Genomic DNA, 26,407 nt, shown 5'->3' on the forward strand with positions numbered 1-26,407 from the left:
TTGAACTAAAAACTGGACCAATAAGTCAGGCTAGTCAAATGCACTTCATCCATTTCGGGAGTCTGTCCAATGCGCAACTACACGGTGAATTACCTGTTCAACGACGCGCCTCGCACTCACGCGTTCGAGCTCAAGCAGCTTCAACTGCCCGTCCATGAAGCCGCGATGCACCTGCTCCAGCTGCATTTTGGAGATGCAGAGAACGGCCTGATCATGCCCGCCGCGGATGCGCCGCCTGCGCAGATCCTGGAGCAGGCCGAGCGGGTAGGGCTGACGCAAATCAGGGTTGTCGATCAGCACATAATTGATTAATTAAAATAACCAGTTGTTCTGGTTTTTTGATCGTGAACCGTGTTTTACCGCCCATGAAAAACACCCACTACGGGTTTCCTTCTTTGCTGGTCTGAACCGGATATTATCGGTACTTCCGTTTGTTTATAGGGCTTATAGCCTCGCGTCTGGATATTTGTAAATTAAGAAACCTAGTGGTTTCCTTTCTGTTGTTTTTTGGCATACTCACCCAGCGAGTCGACATAGATGTCTGCTCGAAATGGTATTTAGTGCTGTCTAATAACAATATAACCAGCAGGAACCCACGCCATGCACAGTCCCGATCACCACGCTACGCCAGTCGGCGCCGAACAACTCACTGCCACGCTCGCACGGATGAAACAGGCCCACTTGGTTGACGGACCGGCCAGCCTGGAGCTGCGCCGCGACCGCCTCGATCGGGCCATTGCGCTACTGCTGGACAATCGTGACGCCATCGTCGCAGCGGTGTCGGCGGACTTCGGCAATCGTAGCCGCGAGCAGACGCTGCTTTCCGATATCGGCGGTTCGGTGGCAAGCCTCAAGCATTGCCGTGAGCATCTGGCCGAGTGGATGCAAGCGCAATCGCATCCGTCACCCTTCCCCGGCAGCGAGGCGCGGGTCGAGTACCAGCCGTTGGGCGTGGTGGGCGTGATCAGCCCCTGGAATTTTCCCATCGTACTGGCGTTCGGGCCGCTGGCGAGTATCTTCGCCGCTGGTAACCGGGCCATGCTCAAACCCTCGGAACTGACCCCGCGCACCTCGGCATTGATGGGCGAATTGATCGCCCGATATTTTGACGAGAATGAACTCACCACGGTGCTGGGCGATGCCGAAGTCGGCGCGCTGTTCAGTGCCCAGCCGTTCGATCACCTGATCTTTACCGGTGGTACGGCGGTGGCTCGGCACATCATGCGTGCAGCCTCGGACAATCTGGTGCCGGTGACCCTGGAGCTGGGCGGCAAGTCGCCCGTGCTGGTGTCCCGTAGCGCCGATCTGGCGACGGTGGTGCAGCGGGTCATGACCGTGAAGACCTTCAACGCCGGGCAAATCTGCCTGGCCCCGGACTACGTGCTGCTGCCGGAAGAATGCCTGGAAGACTTTGTCGCCGAGGCGGTGCGCTTCGTCGGTGCCATGTACCCCTCCTTGCACAGCAACCCGGACTACACCTCCATCATCAACCCACGCAATTTCGACCGCCTGCAGGGTTATCTGGCCGATGCTCGCGCCAAAGGGGCGCGGCTGATCGAGATCAATCCGGCGCAGGAAGACCTGGGCGATCGCCAGACCCGCAAGATCGCTCCGACGCTAGTGCTGGATGCCACTGAACAGATGCAGGTGCTGCGCGAGGAAATCTTCGGCCCGCTGTTGCCGATCAAGACCTATCGCGATTTCGCCACGGCGATTGACTACGTCAACGGTCAACCTCGGCCCCTTGCCGCTTATTACTTCGGCGAGGACGCCGGTGAGCGCCAGCAGGTGCTGGAGCGCACGACTTCGGGCGGTGTGGTGATCAATGATGTCATGAGTCATGTGGTGTTCGAGGCGCTGCCGTTTGGCGGTGTCGGTCACTCGGGTATGGGGGCGTATCACGGTGTCTACGGTTTCCGTACGTTCAGCCATGCCAAGGCGGTGGTGGTGCAGAGCCCGCTCGGTGAGTCCAACCTGGCAATGCGCGCGCCTTACGGCGCAATGATCCATGGTTTGCTGGATCAATTGCTGACTGCCCACTGAGTCTTCAGGAGTTTGATCATGAACGTGTTGTCGACTCTCAAGGCCAAGCTGCTGCGTGCCTTTGCCAAGCGCATGAAAGCCAAGTTCACCTATGACGCGGCGCAGTATCCGTTGCGCCTGTTCGAGGAGAAGCTCATCCCCACGGCGTGGGGCCCGGCACGGGCCTTGTTCTATTGGCCCCAGGCGCCGTCCAGCGAACCTTTGCCCGTGTACCTGAACCTGCATGGCGGCGGTTTTGTGGCCGGGGTGCCGGAGCATGACGACAGCTATTGCCGGCGGTTGGCCCACAACCTGGGTTGCCTGGTGGTCAATCTGGATTATGTCCTGGCCCCCGAGTTTCCCTTTCCCGCCGGCTTGCGACAGAGCTTCGCGGTGCTTGAGTGGCTGGCCGACCAGGCCGCGACCCTGGGCATCGACCCACAACGCATCGCAGTCGGTGGGCACAGCGCCGGCGGTAACCTGGCCACCGGCGTGGCCAATCTGGCGCGGGAGCACCAACGGCTGCGGGTGGTGCATCAGGTCATCGACTATGCGGCCGTGGACTTAGCCGCGGATCCCGAACTCAAGCGCTCGACCTCTGACAAACCCTTGCTCGGCCCGGGCCTGATGCGCTTCTTCAATCGCTGTTACCTGAGCGATCCGGCGCATGCCCGCGACCCTCTGGCATCGCCGTTACTGGCGACGGTCGAGCAATTGCAGGGCATGCCCCCCGCGACGGTGATCACTGCCGAGTACGATATCCTGCTCGCCGAGGGGCAGGCCTACGCGCAGAAACTGCGTCAGGCCGGTGTGGCGGTGACCGAGAGAATGTTCACCGGGTGCGACCATATGTTCACTCACCTGGGACCGGATGCTTCGGCACAGCAGGCGTGGCAGCTCATCGAAGACTCCCTGCGCGAGGCGTTTTCGAGCAGGCTGCACTAAGCTGGGCACCTTTGTGAAACCACCATCAGGACACGCGCACCATGCCGTTCAACAGGACCCGTAATGCCTGAAACCGTAATGCCTGAAACCACTGCGCTGCCCACCCGGCGCGGTCGTCCGCCGGTGCGCAGCCGTCAGGAGCAGATGGCCTCGCTGTTGGATGCGGCGGCGCAGGCGCTTGGCAGCGGCAATTTTGCCAACGTCACCATGGATGCCATCGCCCGCGCCGCCGGGATCTCCAAGAAGACCCTGTACCTGTTGGTGCCGAGCAAGGAAGCGTTGCTCTCGCAACTGGTGGCCAGGGACTTGTCCACCCTTGAACTGCTGTTGGAAAGCGGCATCGACTGCGCCGAGGACCTGCTCAGCGAGTTGCGCATGTACCTGACGTTATGGGCGCGCCTGACCCTGTCGCCGTTGGCGCTGGGGCTCTACCTGTTGGCTGCCCAGGGACGCGAAACGGCGCCGGGCCTTGCCAGGATCTGGTATCAGGAAGGTGCCGGGCGCTGCCTGAGCTTGTTGCGCGGCTGGCTGGGCAAGGCCGCCGGCAAGGGATTGTTGGCACACGAAGATGTCGAGTCAGCGGTGGAGCTGATCGACTCGCTGTTGATTTCCCAGCCGCTCAAGCTGTTCACCCTTGGGGTCCAACAGGCCTGGTCCGACGAGCAGATCGAGCAGCGGGTCGAGGTGACCTTGGGCCTGTTCGGCCGCTGCTTTATCCATCGACCATCTACGCCATGAGATGCGCCTATTCGCTGGTCGAGCGACGCGACAGGCGATAGGACAACTGAGCACGGGTCAGACCCAGACGGCGGGCCGCTTCAGAGACGTTGCCTTTCACTTCGCCCAGGCAGTGGTCAATGATGGTGTCCTCGATCTCTTGCAACGACAGCCGGCTCGGATCCTTGCCGCCGAACAGTTTCAGACTCGCACCACTGCCGGTACTGGCTGCGGCGCTCGTTGCATGGCGGGCCGGCGGCGGGTCGTTGGGGCTCGCAGCCAGTTGGCCACGGGTGCCGATGGAGAACATGGGCTGGGCCAGGCGTTCACCACTGGTAAACAAGTGCGCCAGGTCGATGGCGCCGCCGTCCGGGGCGCTGATCACGCCGCGCTCCACCAGGTTCTGTAACTCGCGGATATTGCCCGGGAAGTCATAGGCCAGCAGCGTATCGGCCGTGCGCGGCGTGAAGCCGCTGATCTGCCGACCATGGCGCTGGGTGAAGCGATGCAGGAAGTGGGTCATCAGCAGCGGGATGTCTTCCTTGCGTTCGCGCAGCGGCGGCAGATGGATCGGAAATACATTCAAGCGAAAGAACAGATCTTCACGAAACTCGCCACGTTGCGCGGCGGCGCGAAGGTCGACGTTGGTCGCGGCGACCACCCGCACATCGACCTTCAACGTGCGGCTGCCACCGACTCGCTCGACTTCGCCCTCCTGCAAGGCGCGCAGCAGCTTGCCCTGGGCCACCAGGCTGAGGGTGGCGATCTCGTCAAGGAACAGGGTGCCGCCATCGGCGCGCTCGAAGCGCCCGGCGCGCGATTGAGTGGCACCGGTGTAGGCACCGCGCTCGACGCCGAACAGCTCCGACTCCATCAGGTTTTCCGGGATGGCAGCGCAGTTTATGGCGACGAAGGGTTCATCGTGGCGCGGGCTGATGCGGTGCAGCATCCGCGCAAACATTTCCTTGCCGACACCGGACTCGCCAGTGAACAGCACCGTTGCCTGGGTCGGCGCGACCCGTCGCAACATGTGGCAGGCGGCGTTGAAGGCCGAGGAAATCCCCACCATGTCGCTGTCTTGTGCCGGTGTGGGATCAACCAGCAAGCTCGTCGGCAGGGCGCCTTTATCGCTGCGGCTATGGGCTGTCACGCTGCGTCCGCCGGTGCTGACGAAAGGTTCGGCGTTCAGGTCGGCCAGGTCCGCTTCGGCGTCGTCCCATTCCTCCGCGGGTTTTCCTATCAGCCGGCAAATGCTGGAACCGGTGGAGCGGCATTCGACCTCGCGGTAGAGAATCAGCCGGCCGACCATCGCCGAGGTGTACCCGGTGGCATAGCCGGTCTGCATCCAGCAGGCCGGTTCGGTGCCGATGCCGTATTGGGCGATGTGCTCGTCGTCCTCGCTGGAGTGATGCCAGAGGAATTCGCCGTAATAGGAGCCCAGGTTCATGTCGAATTCGAAATGCACCGGCTCGACCTTCACCGCGCCTTCGATCGCATGAATGATCGGACCGGCGGCGAACAGCGCCAGGATGTCGGCCTCGGGGAAGCGCTCCTTGATCAGGGCGGCGTCCCGGGCGCCGCAATGGTAGCCGGTGCGCAACATGATGCCTCGGGCGCGGGCCAGGCCCATGCTTTCAATCAGTTCTCGGCGTAGCGCGCCGATGCCGCTGTTGTGGATCAGCAGCATGCGCGCGCCGTTCAACCAGATGCGGCCGTCGCCCGGACTGAACATCAGGCATTCAGTCAGGTCCTGCAGGGTAGGCGGCGCCCCTGGTGGCAACTGCTCGCTGGCACCCCGCACGGGTTTGTTTGGCGTTGCGCGAGAGAGTTCGGCCAGGGAAATCAGCTTGTTCGCCATCACAAATCCTTAAACGGGATAATCATAATCCGCATATTGCAGCATGAAATTGCTGAAATCATCACTTTTTTTACCCGCCTGAATCCCCCCTCCAGATACCCACATGCCTCTGTTTGCGCTGGATGCCGCGTGCTTGAGCGGTTGCCTTGCGATTACTCAGAGATGGCATATCGCTTGCTATAACTAGTTACCGAGATTAACTAATTCGGCAATAACAATATGGCTTGGCTGTCGCCGCCTTCGAGCAGGCAGTACAAGCAAGAATCGGGAAGCCCGTATGAAGTTGACCAACAAGAGGATAGTCGTGACCGGGGTTTCCTCGGGCATCGGCGCCGAAACCGCGAGGATCCTGCGTGCCCACGGGGCCATCGTCATCGGCATGGATCGCAATGAGCCCAACCTGAGCCTGGACGATTTCATCCAGGCTGATCTCAGCCACCCGGATGCCATCGATGCGGCCGTGCAGCAGTTGCCGCAGGCGCTCGACGGCCTGTGCAACATCGCAGGAGTCCCCGGTACCGCCGATCCGCAAGCGGTTGCCCAGGTCAATTACCTGGGGGTGCGCCATCTCTGTGGGGCGGTGCTGCCGCGCATTGTTGCCGGAGGCAGCATCGTCAATGTCGCCTCGATTCTTGGTGCGCAATGGCCGCAGCGCCTGGACCTGCACAAGGCCCTGGCCGATACCCAAAGCTTTGCCCATGGCCAGGCCTGGCTGGCCGAGCATCCGGTGCCTCGGGAGAGCTGCTACCAGTATTTCAAAGAGGCCTTGATCGTCTGGAATTACCAGCAGTCCCAACCCTGGTTCCTGCAGACCTCTGTGCGCATGAACTGCGTGGCGCCGGGCCCGGTGTTCACGCCCATCCTGGGTGATTTCGTCAGCATGCTCGGTCAAGAGCGCGTCGAGGCTGACGCTCATCGTATGAAGCGCCCGGCCTACGCCGATGAAGTGGCGGCTGCCATCGCCTTTCTGTGTGCCGACGAATCGCGCTGGATCAATGGCGTCAATCTGCCGGTCGATGGCGGCCTGGCGTCCACCTACATCTGAACGAGGAGCCCTGGGCGAGTGACCACCGGCCGACTACGAGCGAACGGCCAGTTCAAAAAACATGTTTCCAACAACAAGAACAATGAGGAACACCATGCACAACTCTCGATGCTATCCAGGCTTCAAGCGTTCAGCCCTGGCACTCTCGGTCTGCCTGGCCGGCTGGGCCTCCCAGCCCCAGGCTGCGCAAATAGACTTGGGCGACAGTCAATGGCGCCTGCGCTGGGATAACACCCTCAAGTACAGCCAGGCGTGGCGTCTGCAAGGGGCCGACGACAATCTGGTCAACGCGCCGACTGCGGGGGGCCTGTACCCCTCGATCCAGAGTCAGGGCGACAAGAACTTCAGCAGCGGCCTGGTCTCCAACCGCCTGGACCTGTTCAGTGAGATGGACCTGAGCCGGGAAAACTATGGCCTGCGCCTCAGCGGCGCAGCCTGGTACGACGATATCTACAACAAGAACACCGACAGCAGCGAGCAACGGCACTTTCTCGACGATACCCGCGAACTGCACGGGCGCGACGCCGAATTGCTCGATGCCTTCGTGTTTGTGCGGGGTGATGTCGGCGAGTCGAGCCAGGGCACCGTGCGGCTGGGCCGGCATAGCCTGATTTATGGCGAAAGCCTGTTCTACGGGGGCAACGGCATTGCCAATGCCCAGGGGCCGAGCGATATCGTCAAGCTGCTCAGCGTACCCGGCACCCAGTTCAAGGAAATCCTGCGTCCGGTCAATCAGGTGTCCGGGCAGTTGCAGATCAACCCGCAGTTGTCTGTGGGTGCCTACTATCAGTTCGAATGGGAGCGTTCCAACTTGCCGGGGGCGGGCAGCTACCTGAGTGACAACGATGGTATCGGCGAAGGTTCCGGCGACTGGACCCAGGTGTTTGGCAACACCACCGTGCATGCCTCCGATATCGAGGCCAGGAACTCCGGCCAAGGCGGCATGCAACTGCGCTACAAGCCCGAAGGCACCGAACTGGAACTGGGCTTCTACGCTGCCAAGTATCACGACAAGGCGCCGAGCGCGCTCTATGCCTATCTGGACGGTGCAGCGGCCGCGGCCACCGGGCTGCCGATCCTGGGGTCCTATCGCCAGGTTTACGCCGAAGACATCAAAACCCTCGGCGCCAGCTTCTCCACGGCTTATGGCCCGTTCAATTTCGCCGGCGAAACCTCGGTGCGCTGGGACGCACCGCTGGTGAGCAACCTGCAGGTGGTGACACCTGCCATGGCGGCGGACAACAACGGCGATGCGCTCTACGCCAAGGGCAAGACCGCCCACGTCAACCTCTCGACCATCTATCTGCTGTCGCCCGGCCCGCTGTGGGATGGTGGTTCGGTGCTCGCCGAACTGGCCTGGAACCGCACCCTCAGCGTCACCGACAACCGCGCGGCATTGGACGCCAACACCACCCGGGACGCCACGGCGCTGCGCGTGCTGGCCGAACCGGCTTATTTCCAGGTGGCCGATGGTCTCGACCTGAGCGTACCGATGGGTTTTGGCGTGGTCCTCGATGGGCGCTCCTCAGCGGTCAGCAAGGCCGGGTTCGGCAATACCCACGCAGGCGACTGGAGTGTCGGTGTCAAAGCCACTTACCTGCAACGCTGGGACTTCGGCATCAACTACGTGAACTTCTTCGGCAAGAAAGAGGCGGGGCTGCGCGAGGACGGCAACTTCAGCTACGGGCAATCGCTGGCCGACCGTGACTTTGTCTCCATGTACGTGAAAACCACATTCTAATAAGAGGTTTCATTCGTTATGCACAGTAACCTTTCCTTGCGTATTTCGGCCTTGGCCATTGCCTTGCTCAGTGCCGGCCTGGTGCACGCGGCCGTTTCCCCGGAGCAGGCCGCACGCCTGAACTCGGACCTCACCCCCCTTGGCGCCGAGCGCGCCGGCAACAAAGACGGCAGCATTCCGGAATGGACAGGTGGCTACACCACAGCACCGGCCGGCTACAAGAATGGCGATAAACGCGCTGATCCGTTCGCCGCCGACAAGCCGCTGTACTCGGTCAGCGCGTCCAACATGGCGCAGTACGCCGACCAATTGGCCGAAGGCACCAAAGCCCTGTTGCAGAAGTATCCCGCTTACCGTCTGGACGTCTATCCCACCCGGCGCAGTGCCGCGTCGCCTCAGTGGGTGTATGACAACACCCTGAAAAACGCTACCCGCGCGAACCTTGAGGTGGCCACCGAAAAGGTCAGCGGCGCCTATGGCGGGATCCCATTTCCATTGCCGCAAAACGGCGCCGAGGTGCTGTGGAACTACCGCCTGTCCTGGCAGGGAGGAGACACCTTCTATTCACCTTTTGACACCTGGCTGATGACCGCAGGCGGCAAGAAAATCCAGGCCACCCGCGCGCGTTTCTGGTACCAGCAACCCTACTATTTCAAGGAAGGCAGCCTGGAGACCTTCGCGGGCAAGTTTCTGATCGGCAAACTGGCCACGGAGCAACCGTCCTCCAAGGCCGGCGAGGGCCTGATGACCCACTGGGACATGGACCCCGGCAAACGTGCCGCCTGGCAGTACCTGGTCGGCCAGCGCCGGGTGCGTCGTGCGCCGAACGTTGCCTACGATACGCCGGACTTCGTCACCTCGGGCGTCGGTTTCTTCGACGAGGCCTTCATGATCTTCGGTCCGACCGACCGCCACGACCTCAAGCTGGTTGGCAAGAAAGAGTTGCTGGTGCCCTACAACAACAACCGCGCGGCAGCAGCGAGCAGCGACGAGTTGCTCAAGCCAGGTTTCCTCAACCCGGATCTGGTGCGGTGGGAGAAGCATCGGGTGTGGGTCGTGAGCGCGACACTCAAGGATGGCAAACGTCATGTGGTGCCCAAGCGCACCTATTACGTGGACGAGGACTCCTGGCAAGTGCTGCTGCTCGACGGCTATGACGCCCAAGGCAAGTTGGGGCGGCATAACTATTCGCTGACGTTGCTGGCGCCTGAAATGCCCGCGCTGACCGCTCAGATGATGTGGGGCAGCTACAACCTGGAGACCGGCGCCTACTTCCTGAACTCCTCGGCCAACGACCTGGATGTGCAGTACCAGAGCTATCCGCGTCCGCCGTCCGCGTTCTTCACCCCTGACGCCATGGCCAGCGACAGTATGCGCTAAGCAATTGTGCAAGGCGCCGGAGCCCAGGCATCGGCGCCTTGTGCGATCAGCGGTTGGATAATTCTTATGCGGCGGTTGGAGCGGACATGATCGGTAATTTTTCACTCATGCGGGCGCTACCGGTGGCCTTGCTGCTGGCTGCGTTATCAGTGTCAGGCTGGGCGACGGCCAGCCCGGGCATAGCACTACTCAACCAGCCGGCCTTGCAAAGTGCCAAGGCACCCCGTGCGGTACTGCTGGCGGTAACCCGGGCGGGCGATCGGCTGGTGGCGGTCGGCGAACGCGGCATCGTGCTGCTCTCTGATGACTCGGGCCAGAGTTGGCGCCAGGCCCGCGTGCCGGTCAGCGTCAGCCTGACGGCGGTGCAGTTCGTGGATGCCGAACGGGGCTGGGCTGTCGGTCATCTGGGCGTGATTCTTCACAGCACCGACGGTGGCGAAACCTGGGTCAAGCAACTCGATGGTGTCGCAGCGGCGCACCTGGCGCTGGTTTCGGCTCAACAAGGCAACGACGCCAAGCGGCTCAAGGATGCCGAGTGGCTGGTCGCCGATGGCCCGGACAAGCCGTTTCTCGACCTGTATTTCAGCGACCGTCGCAACGGCTATGTGGTCGGCGCCTATGGCCTGATTCTGCGTACCGCTGACGGTGGCGACAGTTGGCAGCCGTGGATGCAGCAGGTGGATAACCCCGAGGGCCTCAACCTGTACGGCATTCGCCCGGCGGGCAGTGCGCTGTTCATCGTCGGCGAACGCGGTCTGCTGCTGCGTTCAACTGACAACGGGAGCCGCTTCGAGGCCCTCGATTCACCCTATGACGGCAGTTTTTTCGGTGTGCAGGGCAGTTCGGCCGGGGAGTTGCTGGCCTTCGGTCTGCGCGGCAATGCTTATTGGTCGGGCGACCAGGGTGTCAGTTGGCGGCGGATCGAGACGGGGCTGGAAGTGGCCTTGTCGGCCGGCACTCGCTCGCCTGATGGCGCGTTGATCCTGGCCAGCCAGGCCGGCGATCTGCTGCTCAGCCTCGATCGAGGCCGCAGCTTGCGGCACTTGAAAGGACCGACCGGCACCTCGCTCGCCGGGCTGGTGGCCGCCCCGGACGGCAGCTTGATTGGTGTCGGCCTCAGTGGCGTGACCCGCCTCAAGCATGACCTTTACTCGGCGCAACGTTGAAACACTTGCCAGAGCCCTATGCGGCCGTATTCGGAGTCCGATGTGAACGACCATAATCCCGCCCTCGAACAGCAAGTGGTAATCGCCCGTCTGGAGGATTTCGATCCGCGTTCCGGAAACATGGGCGAGCGGGCGATTTTCAATCATCGCCCCTGGGTGATTCTGCTCTGCCTGCTGACCACCCTGGTGCTGGGTTACCAGGCCAGCAAGATCGGTCTCAATGCCAGTTTCGAAAAAACCATTCCGACGTCGCACCCTTACGTCGCCAATTTCCTTGAGCGACGCAGCGAATTGAGCGGCCTGGGTAACTCAGTGCGCATTGCCGTGGCGGTCAAGGACGGCAACATCTTCGACAAGGATTACCTCGACGTTCTCGCCAGGCTCAACGACGAGATCTATTTGCTGCCGGGTGTCGACAAGCCTTATATGAAGTCGCTCTGGACGCCGACCACGCGCTGGACGGCCGTGACAGAGGAGGGCCTTGATGGCGGCACGGTGATCCCGGACACCTATGACGGTTCCGCCGCCAGTCTGGAGCAGGTGCGCACCAACGTTGCCCGCTCCGGCGAGATCGGCCAACTGGTGGCGGGCAACTTCCAGTCCAGCGTGATATTCGTGCCGCTGCTGGAAATCAATCCCGTGACCGGCAAGGCGCTGGATGCCGGCGAATTTTCCCGGCAGCTGGAAGCTTTGCGCGACAAATACCAGAGCGATCGAATCCAGATCCACATCACCGGGTTCACCAAGATCATCGGCGACCTGATTGCCGGACTGGTCCAGGTCATGCTGTTTTTCGTGGTTGCCGTGCTGGTGACGGTCGTGGTGCTCTACTGGTACACCCGTTGTGCCCGCAGCACCGCGCTGGTGGTGCTCTGCTCCCTGGTGGCGGTGCTCTGGCAGGTCGGGCTGCTCGCCAGCCTTGGTTACGACCTGGATCCCTATTCGGCGTTGGTGCCTTTTCTGGTGTTCGCCATCGGCATGAGCCACGGCGCGCAGAAGATGAACGGCATCATGCAGGACATCGGTCGTGGCACGCACCGGGTGGTCGCCGCGCGTTATACCTTCCGCCGCTTGTTTGCCGCCGGCATGACCGCGTTGCTTTGTGATGCGGTGGGGTTCGCGGTGCTGATGGTGATCAAGATCCGCGTGATCCAGGACCTGGCGATTACCGCCAGCATCGGCGTGGCGGTGCTGATCTTCACCAACCTGATCCTGCTGCCGATTCTGCTCAGCTATATCGGTGTCGGCGCCAAGGCGGCCGAGCGCAGCTTGCGGGCCGAAACCGCTGAGTTGAAAGCAAACGTCAAGCATCCGCTCTGGAGCTTCCTCGACCTGTTCACCCGGCGCTCCTGGGCTTACGGCGCTTGCCTGGTGGGCCTGGCGCTGGCGGTCGGCGGTTTCGCCGTCAGCCTGCACCTGAAAATCGGCGATCTGGACCCAGGCGCTCCGGAGCTGCGTCCAGACTCGCGCTACAACCGCGATGCGGCTTTCATGACGCAGAACTACGCGGCCAGTTCGGACATTTTCGTGGTCATGGTCAAAACCCCGGAAGACCAATGCACCCGCTATCCGACCCTGGCGGCGGTGGATGCTTTGGCCTGGCAACTGGAGCAATTGCCGGGCGTCGAGTCGACCAACTCCATGGCGGCCCTGAGCAAGATCGCCGCCGCCGGGTATAACGAGGGCAACTTCAAATGGTACGAGTTGATTCCCAATGACGGGGCCCTCGGCGCGGTACAGACCCGTGCGCCGCGTGAGCTGTTCAACCAGGGCTGTTCGCTGCTCTCGCTTTACGTCTACCTGGCCGACCACAAGGCTGACACTCTGGAGCGGGTGGTGCAGACCAGCGAAGCCTTTATCGCCCAGCAGCAACTGCCGGACGTGAAGTTTATGCTCGCTGCGGGGAGCGCCGGCATCGAGGCGGCGACTAACATTGTGGTGAAGAAGGCCATGCGCGAGATGCTGTTCTGGGTCTACGGTGCCGTGATCCTGCTTTGCTGGGTGACCTTCCGTTCCTGGCGCGCGGTACTCGCCGCGGTGCTGCCGCTGATGCTCACCTCGATCCTCTGCGAGGCGCTGATGGTGGGTCTGGGCATGGGCGTGAAGGTGGCGACTTTGCCGGTGATCGCCCTCGGGGTGGGCATTGGGGTCGACTACGCGCTGTATGTGCTGAGCGTGATCCTGACCCACATGCGCGCCGGCGCCACGCTGTCCGAGGCCTATTACCGCGCGCTGCTGTTCACCGGCAAGGTGGTTCTGCTGACCGGCGTCACCCTGGCTATCGCCGTGGCGACCTGGGCTTTCTCGCCGATCAAGTTCCAGGCCGACATGGGCATCCTGCTGGCCTTCATGTTCCTGGTGAACATGCTCGGCGCGCTGATCCTGTTGCCTGCACTGGCGTACTTCCTGTTGCCACAAAGGCTGTTCGCAAAAAAGCCTGAGGCCGCCGGCGTGTTGCAGCCGGTCGGGGAGGGCTGACTGACGGTCCGCTGGCAACCGAAGGGCCAGACCAGGCAGGCCAATGCGGCTTGCCTGGTCTGGCCATTTCCACGATCCGATGGAGACAAGTCAAAACGGTTTTTCTGCCGTTTATCTGGCGTCAAAACATAATCTTTCACGCCGTATTTAGCCTTCAGCCAACTCGCCGATACCCTCAATAAGGTCCGATCGATTTGTGGGTTCGCCGAGGGTACGTCATGTTTAATTCAACGCTGAAAAGTGAATTGATGGCTAGGACAGCCGAATTGGCAACGTACAAAGGATTGGTGGGTGCTCTGGAGCGGTCGATGGCCGTTGTGGAGTTCAGCCCAGATGGCAAGGTACTGCGCACCAATGAGAATTTCTTGCATACGATGGGGCATCGGGCAGATCAACTGGCCGGTATGTCTCATCGGGATTTCTGCACGCCCGCGCTGGTCAGCAGCGCCGAGTATCGTCAGTTCTGGGACCGCCTGCGGTCCGGTCAATTCGTGTCCGGCACTTTTCAGCGAGTCAATGGCAAGGGTGGGAATGTCTGGCTGGAGGCCAGCTATAACCCGGTAGTGGACGAACAAGGCCGCGTTGTAAAAGTGGTCAAATATGCACTCGACGTCACCGCGCGGGTAGCAAACGAGGCGCAAACCCAAGGCAAGCTGGCCGCACTCGATCGCGCTATGGCGGTGATCGAATTCGATCTGAACGGCAACATCCTGACCGCTAACGACAACTTCCTCAGTGTCATGAATTACTCGCTGGCGGAACTCAAAGGCAAGCACCACCGGCTGTTCTGCGAGCAGGAGCTGGTGAGCAGCTCCGAATACAGCGATTTCTGGCGTCGCCTCAATAGCGGTGAATTTTTCAGTGGTCAATTCAAACGTCTGGGCAAGCACGGCAAGGTTGTCTGGTTGGAGGCCAGTTACAACCCGGTCTACGATGCCGAAGGCAAGCTGAGCAAAATCATCAAGTTCGCCAGTGACATCAGCGAACGAGTCGAGAAATTCGAAGAGGATTCGCGCGGCGCTTCCCGTGCCTACCACATCTCTGCCGAGACCGAGAAAGTCGCTGAACAGGGCTCGCAAGTGATTCAGCAGACGGCCAAGGAAATGCGCCAGATCGCTGACAATATCGGGGCCTCTGCACGATTGGTCGGCCAGTTGGGCGCGCGTTCTGAAGAGATCACGGCCATCGTCAATACCATTCGCGGCATCGCCGACCAGACCAACCTGCTTGCCCTTAACGCGGCCATCGAAGCGGCGCGGGCCGGCGATCAAGGGAGAGGGTTTGCGGTGGTCGCCGATGAAGTCCGGCAACTGGCCGGGCGCACCAGCCGTTCGACGGCCGAGATTGCCGAGATGATCGGCCTGATTCTGTCTGAAACCCGTGACGCCGTCGCCAGCATGACGGTGACCCAGGAGGGCGCCCTGCGTGGCGTAACCCTGGCCGATCAGGCCGGATCGGTTATTCTGCAGATCAGAACCGGTACCAGTGACGCACTCGAAGCGGTGAGCATGTTTGCCTCCAAACTCGATGAGTCCGAGGTCATCCCGAAAACGGCCATCGGCTGGGTAGGTTGATGCGTATGGGCGGCCCGAACCTCCTCACCAGCCTTTGACGCCGCTCATATCAGGCAACTTGTGAGCGATGCCCTTGTGGCAATCGATGCAGGTTGCCTCGCCATTGGCCAGTGAGGTCGAGTGCATGCTCGAGGCGCGCTTGCTTTGCCGGGTGAAGTCCATGAATTCGAAGTTGTGACAATTGCGGCATTCTCGCGAGTCGTTGGCCTTGAGTCGGGCCCATTCGTGCTCGGCCAGTTCACGTCGCAGGGCGAGGAATTTGTCGCGGGTGTCGATGGTACCGAAAATCTTGCCCCAGACCTCCTTGGAGGCCTGCATCTTGCGCGCGATCTTATGGGTCCACTCGTGTGGCACGTGACAGTCCGGACAACTGGCGCGTACGCCGGAGCGGTTGGTGTAGTGGATCGTGTCCTTGAGCTCGACAAACACGTTGTCACGCATTTCATGGCAGGACACGCAGAACGTCTCGGTATTGGTCGCCTCCAGTGCAGTGTTGAAGCCGCCCCAGAAAACGATACCGGCGATAAAGCCCCCAAGCGTCAGGAAACCCAGGCTGTAATACAGGCTCGGACGACGCAGGACGCCCCAGTAGTCCTTGAGCAAGGCGAACAGTGCTTTCATGTTGCCTCCTCAAGGTTTCTTCGTGGCGTTGGCGTTGTCTTGCAGCAGTTTGTCGATTGTCTCGAAATTGTTTCCCACCAAAGGCTTCACGTCCGCCTGCGGTACATGGCACTGGTTGCAGAAGTACCGACGTGGTGAGACGGCCGCCAGCGCTTGGCCATCGCGGTCCATGTAGTGGGTGATGCTGATCATCGTTGCCTGGGTCCGTGCGCTGTTGGCACGGCTGTGACAGGACAGGCACTTGTTGCCGTTCGCGTCGACCTGATAGCCACGGATGGTGTGGGGAATGGTCGGCGGCTGATCCGGGTAATTACGCTCGCGTTTGAGGTCTTTGTTTTCTTCATCGGTAATGGGCGGGGCGGGCATGTTCTGGGATAGAGTGCCGCCGGGGCGACGCCCATCCGGAGCTGGCGCGTCGAGCGGGTAGTTGATTTCAGCCGCGATCACCACGCCAATCGCGGCAAGCAGAAACAAGGGCAGCATTCGAAAAAGCATCAGGGTTCTCCTCAGGCCACGCTGACCAACTCGATGCGTATCGCGCACTTTTTGTAGTCGGTTTGCTTGGAGATCGGGTCGGTGGCATCGAGCGTGACCTTGTTGATCAGCTTGTTGGCGTCGAAAAACGGCACGAATACCAATCCTTGAGGCGGCTTGTTGCGCCCGCGGGTTTCGATGCGCGCACGGATCTCACCGCGTCGGCTGATCAGCTTCACTTCACTGCCGCGCCGTGCTTTCAAGGCCTTGGCATCCTCGGGATGCATGTACACCAGCGCATCCGGCACGGCTTTGTAGAGTTCTTCGACTCGCTGGGTCATGCTGCCCGTGTGCCAGTGTTCAAGAACGCGCCCGGTGCTCAGCCAGAACGGGTAGTCCGCATCCGGTGCCTCGGCCGGCGGTTCGTAGGGGAGGGCGAAAATGATCGCCTTCTTGTCCGGATAGCCATAGAACTGCACCTCGCTGCCTTTCTCCACATAGGGGTCCAGCCCCTCGCGATAACGCCAGCGGGTTTCCTTGCCATCCACCACCGGCCAGCGCAGGCCCCGTTCACTGTGGTAACGGTCAAATGCGGCAAGGTCATGTCCATGGCCGCGACCGAATTGGGCGTACTCCTCGAACAGCCCCTTCTGCGGGTAAAACCCAAAGGCCTTGGCTTCATCGTTTTTGTAGCCGGCTTCCAACTGCTCGACGGGGAACTGGTCCACCTGGCCATTTTTGAACAGCACCTCGAAGAGGGTCTTGCCCTTGAGCTCAGGTGCCTTGGCGAGCAATTCGGCGGGCCAGGTTTCATCGGTGGTGAAGCGCTTGGAAAATTCCATCAACTGCCACAGGTCCGACCGGGCGTCTCCCGGTGCCGTCACCAACTGATGCCAGAATTGCGTGCGTCGTTCAGCGTTACCGAAGGCGCCTTCCTTCTCCACCCACATGGCGCTGGGCAGAATCAGGTCGGCGGCCTGGGCGGAAACGGTGGGGTAGACGTCGGAGACAATCATGAAATTGTCGGGGTTGCGCCAACCCGGCAGGACTTCCTGCATGATGTTCGGTCCGGCCTGCATGTTGTTGCTGGCCTGGGTCCAGCACACGTTGAGCACACCGTCCTTGAGCATGCGGCTCTGTTCCACCGCGTGGAAGCCGGGCTTTTCCTGGATGGTGCCGGCGGGCAGCTTCCAGATTTTCTCGGCGGTGACGCGATGCTTGGGATTGGTGACCACCAGGTCGGCCGGTAGTCGGTGGGAAAAAGTCCCCACTTCACGTGCCGTGCCACAGGCCGACGGTTGACCGGTCAACGAGAACGGGCTATTGCCCGGCTCACTGATCTTGCCGGTAAGCAGGTGGATGTTGTAGATCAGGTTGTTGGCCCAGACGCCACGCGTGTGCTGGTTGAACCCCATGGTCCAGAACGACACGACCTTACGCTTGGGGTCGGCATACAACTGTGCCAGGCTTTTCAGTCGCTCAGGGGCAACCCCCGTCTCCCTGGCGGTTCGCTCCAGCGTGTAAGGCTTGACGAAGGCGGCGTACGCCTCGAAGTCAATATCCGTCCAGGTGTTGGCCTTGCCGGCATTCTTCGCGCTGGTTTCCCGTGGGTCGTCAGGACGCAGGCCGTAGCCGATGTCGTCGGCACCCCGGGCAAAGCGAGTGTGCTTGCTGATGAAATCCTGGTTCACCGCGCCGCTTTCAATGATGTGGTTGGCGATGTAGTTAAGAATCAGCAGGTCGGTTTGCGGCTTGAACACCATGGGGATGTCGGCCAACTCGAAACTGCGATGTTCGAAGGTGGACAGCACCGCCACTTTCACATGGGGCTGGCTCAGGCGGCGATCGGTGACCCGGCTCCAGAGCACCGGGTGCATCTCGGCCATGTTCGAGCCCCAGAGCACGAAGGCATCGGTGGCTTCGATGTCGTCATAACAACCCATGGGTTCATCGGCGCCAAAGGTGCGCATGAAACCCATCACCGCCGAGGCCATGCAATGGCGGGCGTTGGGGTCGATGTTGTTGGTGCGAAAGCCGGCCTTCATCAGTTTGTTGGCGGCGTAGCCTTCCCAGACCGTCCACTGTCCGGAGCCGAACATACCGACCGATTCCGGCCCCTTGCTTTTCAGGGCCTGCTTGAACTTCAGCTCCATGATGTCGAAGGCTTGCTCCCAACTGACCGGCTGGAATTCGCCCTGCTTGTCGTACTGACCGTTCTTCATGCGCAACAGCGGCTGGGTCAGGCGATCGACGCCATACATGATCTTTGAAAGAAAATAGCCTTTCACGCAGTTGAGCCCACGATTGACTTCGGCCTTCACGTCGCCATGGGTGGCGACCACCCGGTTATCCCGGGTCGCGACCATCACGCTGCACCCGGTGCCACAGAACCGGCAAGGCGCCTTGTTCCAGTCCAGGGTGACCATGTCCGCTTCGGTCACCAGGTTGCTGGCAGAGGTTACGATCGGCAGGCCCGCAGCGGCGGCTGCAATGGCGGCGGCCTGGGTCTTGACGAATGCACGGCGGGTCATGCTCATTCGATGTCTCCTTCGGGCTCGAGGAGTTCGTGATAGATCAACGCCGCGTTGAGTACGCCGGGCAGGTTGTTGATCTGGTCGATGCGTTGCAGGATCTGGTCTTCATGCACGGCTTCAAGCACTACCACCAGTTTTCCGGCGGCACTTTCCTGATGCAGCTCCAGGCCATCGAGCAGGCGCAGGTTGGCCTTGACCGTGTCGAACATCTCCGGTCGGGCAAGTACGACAAGACTGGCGATATGCAGGGTTTCGTCCATGAACGGGCTCCAATAGCCTCAAGAAAAAGCCACCGGTCAGTGGGGTGGGCCAGGAGGGCCATACAGCATCTGGAAAAACCAGACGAGGAAACCGTAGCCGCCGACGATGGCGACCGACAGCAGCGGAAAGAGGAACACGACAAGGAAGAGGAACAGCCGGGTTTCCTTGCGGCGTTCAGGTTTGCGTTCTTCAACCAACGACATTGGGGCTTCTCCAGCCGAACCTGCGTTGATACTAGATCACGATTGCTGGACTGGCCTGTGTGCCCGATTTGCTTTCGACCAACGGTCCCACCAAGGGCCAGTAAATGACTCTGACGATTGACCCGGACGGCGCGATGATGGGGAACATTTCTGAACTTTCACTGGGCAAATACTTCCACTACTCAGAGAGTCATACCACTGCCTGGCGCAACGCGAGGTACCCAACACGTGCATGTTTGAAGCAGAGCCAGAATATGAAAGTAACGCCCCCTAAATCCCGGACCTCCTTGCGCCGGGCGGTGACAGGACCGATGCTGTTTCTTTTCATTCTTGGCGATGTACTCGGCGCCGGTGTTTATGCGCTCGCCGGCACGATCGCGGGGGAGGTGGGCGGCGCGATCTGGATGCCGTTGCTGGTAGCATTATTCTTCGCAATGCTGACGGCCGGTTCGTATGCGGAGCTGGTCACCAAATACCCCCATGCGGGAGCGGCGTCGGTGTATGCCGAGAAGGCATTCAAGTCACCGCTTATTTCGTTTTTGGTCGGGTTCTGCATGCTGGCTGCGGCTGTCACAAGCGCTGCCGGTCTTTCGCTGGCTTTCGCGGGTGATTATCTGGGCGCATTTGTTCAGGTCTCACCGCACGTCGCGGCCCTGGTGTTTCTGGTGGTCATAGCGCTCTTGAATGCCAGGGGAATAAAAGAGTCTCTGGGGGCGAATCTGGTGATGACGCTCATAGAACTGTCAGGCCTGATTCTGGTCGTTGTGGCTGCCGCCTGGTTTTTCCGTTCCGGTGATGCTCACCTGGAAGCCGCGTTGCAATTCAAGCCGGGGGTCAGTCCGATGCTGGCGGTGTTGGGGGCGGCATTGCTGGCCTTCTATTCGTTTGTCGGCTTTGAAACATCCGCCAATCTGGCTGAGGAAATACGTGATGTTCGAAAGGTCTATCCGCGCGCCTTATTTGCGGCATTGTTGACCGCCGGGGTCGTCTACATGGCCGTTGGTGTCGCAGCCTCTTCAGTGCTGCCGATGGAGCAACTGGTCGCAACGTCGGCCCCGTTGCTGGAAGTCGTCCGGGCATCGGGATTGAACATTCCACCTCGCGTGTTTGCCTTTATCGCGCTCATCGCCGTGGCCAACGGAGCGTTGCTGACTCTGATCATGGCCAGTCGACTCGCCTATGGAATGGCGTGTCTGGGGCTGTTGCCGGAGGCCTTGGCGCAGGTACTGCCCAACAGACGTACGCCTTGGGTCGCTATCATCGCCACGACCCTTGTATCTATTGCGTTGACACTGACCGGCACCCTTGCTGCATTGGCCCAGACAGTTGTTCTGCTGTTGCTTTTCGTATTCCTCAGCACAAATCTGGCGGTATTGGTGTTAAGGCGTGACACGGTTGAGGAAGCGCATTTTCGGGTGCCAACCTGGGTGCCCGTTCTGGCTATCGTTTCGTGTTTGATATTGCTCAGTCAGCAAAGCCTGGAAACCTGGCTTCGCGGTGCAGCCTTGATGGTTGTCGGAATATTGCTTTACGCCTGCACGCGTATCGCGATGCCCGTGGCGATAAAGCCTGGCTAGCGGGCTGGAGGAGTCCCGTCGGTAATCATGGACTCAAACGTCCTCCAGAAAGCTCGGACTGTGCCGATTCAAACGGTGTCGACTACAGTTCCTTGCATGTGCAGGGGATGCCCCGTTAAGCAACGGAATACTGATCATGACCCAAGACTCCTCCGACCCAGCCTTCAAATCCCTCGGTTGCGCCGAATGCCGCAACCATGAGGCGCTGGGGTTCGACTTCACAATGGCCTTTCAACCCATCTTCAATGTACGAACGCGCACCGCGTTCGCTTATGAGGCGTTGGTGCGGGGCGTCAATGGCGAATCGGCAGGCTACATTCTTGGACTGGTCAATGACGGTAACCGCTACCGGTTCGACCAGGCGTGTCGCGTGAAGGCGATCGAGGAAGCCGCCCGGCTGGGCATTCTGGACATTGCCGATTGCCTGCTCAGCATCAATTTCCTGCCCAATGCCGTGTACAGGCCCGAGACCTGTATCCGGGCAACCCTGGAAGCCGCACGTAATACAAACTTCCCGCCAAACCGACTCATGTTCGAAGTAACGGAAGGCGAGAAGGTGGTAGATCCCGACCACCTCAAGTCGATTTTCGTGGAGTACGAGCGCCAGGGTTTCACCACCGCCATTGATGATTTCGGCTCCGGTTACTCAGGGCTCAATCTGCTGGCCATGTTTCAGCCGCAAGTGCTGAAGATTGATATGGCGTTGACCCGCACGATTGATCAAGACACCGTCAAGCAAGCGATTGTCGAGGGTATCGTCCTGGTCGCCAAACGCCTGGGCATTACCGTCGTAGCCGAGGGCATTGAGACGCGAGGGGAAAGCGCCGCGCTTCTGGAGCTGGGTATCGATCTGATGCAGGGATACCTGTTCGCAAGACCTGAGGTCGGTCGCCTCCCGCCTGGCAGTTTTGACTGAGGCGTACGGGCCGTTCAAGGAGTTTTCCAAAGACAGCTTTTTTGTTCGCTGGGTGAGATGGCAGAGGCTTTTCACGATTTTTGTCGGCCGTGGTTGAGCCAGCGGGAAGCGCCCAATATATAAAAGGCTCCTCCCGCGATAATAAAGAGCGCGAGCATGTAGAAAATGCTGTGGGGCGGTTGCGTGGCCAGGACCACGCCGCAGAGCAACGGCCCGGCTGCGGCCCCCAGGTTGCCGAGGTTCTGCGCGGCGTAGTACATGCCGCGCAGATGGTTGGGCGCGATGTTGTCGATGAACATGTATTCCGCGGGGAATACGATTATTTCCCCGACAGTGAATACAGCCATGGACATCACCCAGAACATCACCGAGTTGGACAGGGCGAAACCGGCCAGGCCCATGAGGAACATTCCCAGCCCGGCCAGCAGCCAAAGATTCAGATGCCGATGGGATATTTTCTTGCCGATGGAATATTGCAGGCTGATCACCATCAGCGCATTGGTCGTGACGATAGCGCTGATGATTCGGTAGGTGTCCTCCGGCGTGGTTGTAACCACCAGATACTGCGAGAGATAGGCGGTGAACTGGCCGAAGACCACGGCGCTGAGCAGGCCGCCGAGGGTGAAACACACCAACCGGTAATCCTGGAGCAGAACCTTGCCCACCGCCAGGAAAGGCACAGGCGTCTGGCCTGCGTCGACGGGGGCGGAATGTCTGTCGCCCCAAACGAAGTAAATGAGAAAGAAGCCGGCACCGAGCCCGGCAGACAATAGAAAGGGCAAGCTGATCCCTAGCTTGGCTATCCCCGCCCCGAGAAACGGTCCGACGGCATAGCCGATGTTGGTCAGCGTATATTTGATTGAGAACACTTCGCTGCGTTCGGCGGCGGGGAGCAAGCTGCCAAATCCCGCTTTGACCGCAATATCGATGACGGCATATGCCAGATTGATCAGCACCAGGCAGATGAAAAAAAGCCAGAGTTCGCGGGTCACGACTGCCCCAAGGAACCCCAGGCTGAACAACCCACTGAACCCAAGAATGAGTCGGTAGCTGGAGAGCCTGTCCACCAGGAAACCGCCATAGAGGCTCAATAGCGATCCAATGATCAGTGTGCTGCCGATGACCACTCCGATATCCGCCACACCCATGGCGAAGTTTTCGGACAGATAGATAACCAGATAGGGCAGCGTGATCGCTCGGCTCAACGTCAGTATCGAAGACGCGCAAAGCAGCAGGTTGACGGTCGTGGGGTAGTTTCTAAGGGTAGCGAGCATCCTTGCCTCTTTGTTCAATCGATCATTGCCAGGGGCGCAGCGTGGCGCAATACGCTCGCGGCAAGTTTACTGAGGAATCCAGTTCTGATTTATGATGGATTTTCCATTGCAGGTTGAACTCAATTCATCAATAACAGGACGCCTAATGTTTTCCTCCGAGCGATTGAAGGGGATCGATGTCTTTGTCTGCGTCGCCGAATCCGGCAGCTTCAAGGCCGCCGCAGAGCGGATGAGCCTCACGGGCTCGGCCATCAGCAAAAGCGTCGCCCGTCTGGAGAGCCGTCTTGGCGCTCGATTGTTCGATCGCACCACCCGGCGGGTATCGCTGACGGACGCTGGGACGGCGTTCTATCGCACCTGCACGGGGGTGCTTGCAGACCTTGAAGAGGCCGAGCTGTCGCTGCGTGCTGAAGACGCCGAGCCACAGGGTAGGGTCCGGCTTGACCTTCCGGCAGCCTTTGGTCGTTCGCAAGTGATGCCCATCATCTTGCGGTGTATCCAGGACTATCCGCGGCTGGTGCCGCACATCTCGTTCACGGATCGTTTCATCGACCCTCTCCAGGAAGGCGTGGATATCGTCGTCACCATTGGCGGCTCACAGGTTTGGCCTGACGCGCTGGGGCATCGTTACCTGGGTCGTGAATGGCATGTCTTCTGTGCCTCACCCATGTACTTGGCCAAGCATGGCATCCCCATGACCGATCGCGATCTGGAACATCACCAGTGCATCGCCTACGGCTGGCCGGACGGCAAGCTCAGTCCGTGGAATTTTGCCGGTGAGCGTCCCGGCGAGACGGTAAGAAAACAGGTGTCGCCAGCGTTGGTCGTGGGGGACGGTGAAGGGCTGGTTGCTGCGGTATCGGCCGGGTGCGGGATTGCACAGTTACCTTCATGGTTGATCCAGCGGCAGCTTGAGGAGGGCACGTTGATTGAGGTGCTTGCCCATCTGGCAACCGACGGAATGGTGATCAACCTTGCCTGGCAGAAAAGCCGTGAGAAGCTTCCCAAGGTCAGTGCCTTGCTGGAAGCACTTGCGGCCAATTTGTGTCAGCCGGTAGAAGGCAAACCCCGCAAAGCCGTGGACGTCTAACCCAGCGGATCATGGCAGCAGACACACAGCTTGTTGCCGTCGAGGTCGCGAAAATAGGCGCCGTAATAGTCGGGGTGGTAATGGGGCCTCAATCCAGGCGCTCCCTCACACGTTCCTCCCAGGGCCAGCGCCATTGCGTGGCTGCGTGCGACAAGCTCCCGGCTGGGTGCCAGCAGCGCCACCATCTGACCGTTACCGGGCGCGCTTGGGTTGCCGTCAAATGGTTTTCCAATCACGAAGATCGGCCGAGGCGAGCCCTCGCAAACCCAACCGGCCCAGCCTTTAGTGGCGTCGCAGAACTTCAACGTAAGGCCCAGCCCGGCCATTATCTTTGAATGGAAAGCGAACGCGCGGTCGAAATCGCCTATGCCTAGGAAAACGTGAGAGATCATGCTGGCTATCCTTGCGGTCAGGGAATCGAATGAGTCTGGCGCGAAACGATGATCAGTGAAAGATGCATCACCGGGTGCGCCTGGCGATGTTCTCCTCCTGTCGGGCGCGGTCGGTCGATTCGCTGGATGTCAGGATGATACGAACGGCCACAACCACGCCGACAAGAACACCGGCTAGCCCTGAGGTTTCCCAAAGAGTGGGCAGTCGCTGATGAAACATCAGGCCCAGTATCGTCGCGAAGAGTGACTCCAGGGATATCAGTTGCCCGCTAAGCACCATGGGCAGGCGACGGGACGCGGCATTCCACGCCCAGGCCCCGACGACCGATGACATCAGCGCGATAAAGAGCCCCCAGGCATACAACGGCCCAGCCACGGAAACACTGAAGCCCAGACTTGGCAGTTTCAGAAGATCAAGCACCAGTACGGCGGGTAAGGCGATCAAGGTGCCCAGCCCGGCGCCTGCCATCATCAAGCCGGTCCAGGCCCCTGATGCGTTGACGGCAAGTTTTTCCAGGCCCCTTTGATTCAACGCGGCGAATACGAGCCAGAGGATCACTGCGCTGATTGAAAAGAACAGCCCCTTGCGCCAGGCACTGTCGCCAGTTGGGAGGTGATTGAGACTGCCGACGTTCAACAGCAACAGCCCGCCTGTCATCAACGCCAGTGGTATCACGAGCTTGCGCCATTCGAGGGTTCTGCTCGTGGCGTTGCCGAGCACGGCCTGCAGAAGCGGCACCATGCCAATAAGTGCAGGGGTCAGTACCGGCCCTCCGTAAATCACTCCGGCGGCAATGCAAGTGCTATAGCCGAGGTACCCGATAATTCCCAGGCTTGCGCCAAGAAGCTGCTGTTCGCGGCTCAGGCGTCGAAGTCGAGCTCGATAGAACACCATGACGCCCATACCCAGCGTCCCGGCGATCAGAAACCGAACGATCATCAAGTCGTAGATCGAATAGGCACCGGTGACGTAGGGCGCTACGAAATTCAAGGCCCAACTCAGAGTGGCGACGACGGCGAGGGCCACGCCTGCGGTGGTGTTTGAGTCATTCCTGAGCATCGGTCTATCCATGAGATATTCAGCTCATGTTGCGCAGCGTCAGGGCTATGCTACAAACGAGTTCTCGGCCACGGATGCATTACCGGTGATTATGAATACGCTTGGAAAGTCTTTACCGCCGCTCGCCAGTTTATTGCCTTTTGAAGCGGCGGCGCGGCTGGAGAGTTTTTCGAAGGCCGCCGAGGAGCTGCACATTACCCAAGCGGCGATCAGTCGGCAGATACGGGGACTTGAAGAGAATCTTGGGCTAAAGCTCTTCAGTCGGCGCAACCGCGCAGTGTTTCTCACCCAGGAAGGACGCGAGCTAGGGCGTGTGGTGAGCAGCGCCTTGCGCAGTATCAGCGATGTCGCCGAGACCCTTCGCCAGGCGCCTGGCAAGAACCGTGTCGTTCTGCTGTGCCAATTGTGCGAGGCGTTCTACTGGCTGATGCCGCGCCTTTCGTCATTCCACCAGCAATACCCGGAGATCGAAATCCAGGTGGCCACTTCAACCCGGCCGCTGACTGAATTCAATGAGCATTTTGACGTGGCCTTGCAAAGCACCGGGCGCCCCAGTGGTGCACATGTTCTGGTCTTTACCGCTAGCGATGAGGTGTTTCCGGTGTGCAGTCCGCAATACCTCAATGTCCAAGCGCCCATGCAGGTCAGTGAGCTTGCTCGCCACACGCTTTTGCACTATCGCACTACGCCGCCTCACTGGATGCAGTGGGAGGGTTGGCTAAAAGCGTTTGGACAGATACCGGCTGTTGATCTTCAAGGCACTGTATTTGACAGCTACCCCTTGATGCTTCAGGCGGCGGTGGAGGGGCACGGAATTGCACTGGGATGGCGCCGCACCGCCGCAAGGCTGATTGAGCGTGGGGCTTTGGTGAGGCCTTGCGCGCAAAGTGTTCCCTTGCCTGAAGCGATATCGGTTTTCAGAAATTCGCACGCAGCAGATCGCGCTGAAGTGAGCGCACTGATCGAGTGGCTTGAGGGGGAGTTGGCAAGTGAGGGCTGACGGCTGTCACCCTGGCGGATTTGCGTGAATCCACTAGAACCTGGCTTGCTTGCACAGGTCATCTGAAAGAAATCAGGTG

22 protein-coding genes and 2 pseudogenes are annotated in these 26,407 nt (G+C 60.2%); 15 read left to right on the plus strand and 9 right to left on the minus strand.

What is annotated here, in order from left to right; genetic code table 11:
* Positions 1 to 69: 69 nt before the first annotated feature.
* The 4 genes from BW979_RS15315 (at position 70) to BW979_RS15330 (ending at position 3,705) form a co-directional block, all read left to right on the plus strand.
* Positions 70 to 312: a hypothetical protein gene (locus tag BW979_RS15315; RefSeq protein WP_076384257.1), complete on the plus strand. Its 243-nt coding sequence runs from the start codon at positions 70 to 72 to the stop codon at positions 310 to 312.
* Positions 313 to 600: 288 nt separating this feature from the next.
* Positions 601 to 2,043, plus strand: coding sequence for a coniferyl aldehyde dehydrogenase (locus BW979_RS15320; protein ID WP_076384259.1), 1,443 nt, complete (start codon positions 601 to 603; stop codon positions 2,041 to 2,043).
* Positions 2,044 to 2,061: 18 nt separating this feature from the next.
* Positions 2,062 to 2,967 (plus strand): alpha/beta hydrolase, encoded by a 906-nt coding sequence (locus BW979_RS15325; protein WP_076384261.1) that lies wholly within the window; start codon positions 2,062 to 2,064, stop codon positions 2,965 to 2,967.
* Positions 2,968 to 3,030: 63 nt separating this feature from the next.
* Positions 3,031 to 3,705 carry a TetR/AcrR family transcriptional regulator gene (locus BW979_RS15330; RefSeq protein ID WP_076384263.1) on the plus strand — a complete coding sequence of 225 codons (675 nt, stop codon included), beginning with the start codon at positions 3,031 to 3,033 and terminating at the stop codon, positions 3,703 to 3,705.
* A gap of 7 nt (positions 3,706 to 3,712) precedes the next feature.
* Here BW979_RS15330 and BW979_RS15335 read toward each other — a convergent pair whose 3' ends face one another.
* The gene (locus BW979_RS15335) at positions 3,713 to 5,542 is read right to left on the minus strand and encodes a sigma-54-dependent Fis family transcriptional regulator (protein ID WP_076384266.1); all 1,830 of its coding nucleotides are present in this window, start codon (positions 5,540 to 5,542) and stop codon (positions 3,713 to 3,715) included.
* Between the two features lie 277 nt (positions 5,543 to 5,819).
* Between BW979_RS15335 and BW979_RS15340 the strand changes: the two genes are divergently transcribed.
* The 7 genes and pseudogenes from BW979_RS15340 to BW979_RS28170 all read left to right on the plus strand — a co-directional run.
* On the plus strand, positions 5,820 to 6,587 hold the full coding sequence (locus BW979_RS15340; RefSeq protein WP_076384268.1) for a coniferyl-alcohol dehydrogenase: 768 nt from the start codon (positions 5,820 to 5,822) through the stop codon (positions 6,585 to 6,587).
* A 94-nt stretch (positions 6,588 to 6,681) separates the two neighbouring features.
* Positions 6,682 to 8,328, plus strand: a complete 1,647-nt coding sequence (locus BW979_RS15345; protein WP_076384270.1) for a DUF1302 domain-containing protein — start codon at positions 6,682 to 6,684, stop codon at positions 8,326 to 8,328.
* A gap of 18 nt (positions 8,329 to 8,346) precedes the next feature.
* Positions 8,347 to 9,708: a DUF1329 domain-containing protein gene (locus BW979_RS15350; RefSeq protein ID WP_076384272.1), complete on the plus strand. Its 1,362-nt coding sequence runs from the start codon at positions 8,347 to 8,349 to the stop codon at positions 9,706 to 9,708.
* Between the two features lie 86 nt (positions 9,709 to 9,794).
* Positions 9,795 to 10,874: a WD40/YVTN/BNR-like repeat-containing protein gene (locus tag BW979_RS15355; protein ID WP_076384274.1), complete on the plus strand. Its 1,080-nt coding sequence runs from the start codon at positions 9,795 to 9,797 to the stop codon at positions 10,872 to 10,874.
* A 120-nt stretch (positions 10,875 to 10,994) separates the two neighbouring features.
* A complete protein-coding gene (locus tag BW979_RS15360) occupies positions 10,995 to 13,352 on the plus strand; it encodes an efflux RND transporter permease subunit (RefSeq protein WP_231990622.1) in 2,358 nt (785 codons plus the stop codon).
* A gap of 308 nt (positions 13,353 to 13,660) precedes the next feature.
* A pseudogene (locus BW979_RS28165) lies at positions 13,661 to 14,338 on the plus strand (PAS domain-containing protein); the annotation flags it as partial.
* Between the two features lie 111 nt (positions 14,339 to 14,449).
* A pseudogene (locus BW979_RS28170) lies at positions 14,450 to 14,926 on the plus strand (methyl-accepting chemotaxis protein); the annotation flags it as partial.
* A gap of 24 nt (positions 14,927 to 14,950) precedes the next feature.
* On the opposite strand, the gene BW979_RS15370 reads toward BW979_RS28170, so the two are convergent.
* Genes BW979_RS15370 through napE form a run of 5 tightly spaced genes read right to left on the minus strand, consistent with a single transcriptional unit; the run spans position 14,951 to position 19,019 of the window.
* The gene (locus BW979_RS15370) at positions 14,951 to 15,547 is read right to left on the minus strand and encodes a cytochrome c3 family protein (protein ID WP_013692861.1); all 597 of its coding nucleotides are present in this window, start codon (positions 15,545 to 15,547) and stop codon (positions 14,951 to 14,953) included.
* A 9-nt stretch (positions 15,548 to 15,556) separates the two neighbouring features.
* On the minus strand, positions 15,557 to 16,042 hold the full coding sequence (locus tag BW979_RS15375; protein ID WP_047225631.1) for a nitrate reductase cytochrome c-type subunit: 486 nt from the start codon (positions 16,040 to 16,042) through the stop codon (positions 15,557 to 15,559).
* An 11-nt stretch (positions 16,043 to 16,053) separates the two neighbouring features.
* Positions 16,054 to 18,558, minus strand: coding sequence for a nitrate reductase catalytic subunit NapA (gene napA / locus BW979_RS15380; RefSeq protein ID WP_076384280.1), 2,505 nt, complete (start codon positions 18,556 to 18,558; stop codon positions 16,054 to 16,056).
* Positions 18,555 to 18,815, minus strand: a complete 261-nt coding sequence (locus BW979_RS15385) for a chaperone NapD (protein WP_076384282.1) — start codon at positions 18,813 to 18,815, stop codon at positions 18,555 to 18,557. Before BW979_RS15385 ends, napA begins: the two co-directional genes overlap by 4 nt.
* A gap of 36 nt (positions 18,816 to 18,851) precedes the next feature.
* The gene (gene napE / locus BW979_RS15390; RefSeq protein ID WP_076384284.1) at positions 18,852 to 19,019 is read right to left on the minus strand and encodes a periplasmic nitrate reductase, NapE protein; all 168 of its coding nucleotides are present in this window, start codon (positions 19,017 to 19,019) and stop codon (positions 18,852 to 18,854) included.
* Between the two features lie 254 nt (positions 19,020 to 19,273).
* Here napE and BW979_RS15395 point away from each other — a divergent pair, with 254 nt between their 5' ends.
* Together BW979_RS15395 and BW979_RS15400 are read left to right on the plus strand one after the other, a co-directional pair.
* A complete protein-coding gene (locus tag BW979_RS15395) occupies positions 19,274 to 20,596 on the plus strand; it encodes an APC family permease (RefSeq protein ID WP_047225867.1) in 1,323 nt (440 codons plus the stop codon).
* 136 nt (positions 20,597 to 20,732) lie between these two features.
* Positions 20,733 to 21,512 (plus strand): EAL domain-containing protein, encoded by a 780-nt coding sequence (locus BW979_RS15400; RefSeq protein WP_076384286.1) that lies wholly within the window; start codon positions 20,733 to 20,735, stop codon positions 21,510 to 21,512.
* A 71-nt stretch (positions 21,513 to 21,583) separates the two neighbouring features.
* Here BW979_RS15400 and BW979_RS15405 read toward each other — a convergent pair whose 3' ends face one another.
* Positions 21,584 to 22,786 carry an MFS transporter gene (locus tag BW979_RS15405; protein WP_076384288.1) on the minus strand — a complete coding sequence of 401 codons (1,203 nt, stop codon included), beginning with the start codon at positions 22,784 to 22,786 and terminating at the stop codon, positions 21,584 to 21,586.
* A 145-nt stretch (positions 22,787 to 22,931) separates the two neighbouring features.
* On the opposite strand from BW979_RS15405, the gene BW979_RS15410 reads away from it, so the two are divergent.
* On the plus strand, positions 22,932 to 23,876 hold the full coding sequence (locus tag BW979_RS15410; RefSeq protein ID WP_076384290.1) for a LysR family transcriptional regulator: 945 nt from the start codon (positions 22,932 to 22,934) through the stop codon (positions 23,874 to 23,876).
* On the opposite strand, the gene BW979_RS15415 is transcribed toward BW979_RS15410, so the two are convergent.
* The gene (locus BW979_RS15415) at positions 23,873 to 24,268 is read right to left on the minus strand and encodes a VOC family protein (RefSeq protein ID WP_076384292.1); all 396 of its coding nucleotides are present in this window, start codon (positions 24,266 to 24,268) and stop codon (positions 23,873 to 23,875) included. The two genes, BW979_RS15410 and BW979_RS15415, sit on opposite strands and share 4 nt — an antisense overlap.
* Positions 24,269 to 24,335: 67 nt before the next feature.
* On the minus strand, positions 24,336 to 25,328 hold the full coding sequence (locus tag BW979_RS15420) for a DMT family transporter (protein WP_076384294.1): 993 nt from the start codon (positions 25,326 to 25,328) through the stop codon (positions 24,336 to 24,338).
* Positions 25,329 to 25,419: 91 nt separating this feature from the next.
* Between BW979_RS15420 and BW979_RS15425 the strand changes: the two genes are divergently transcribed.
* Positions 25,420 to 26,328: a LysR substrate-binding domain-containing protein gene (locus BW979_RS15425; RefSeq protein WP_076386626.1), complete on the plus strand. Its 909-nt coding sequence runs from the start codon at positions 25,420 to 25,422 to the stop codon at positions 26,326 to 26,328.
* Positions 26,329 to 26,407 lie beyond the last annotated feature (79 nt).

The sequence above is a fragment of the Pseudomonas sp. A214 genome, assembly GCF_900156295.1.
Lineage (GTDB): Bacteria > Pseudomonadota > Gammaproteobacteria > Pseudomonadales > Pseudomonadaceae > Aquipseudomonas > Aquipseudomonas rhizophila.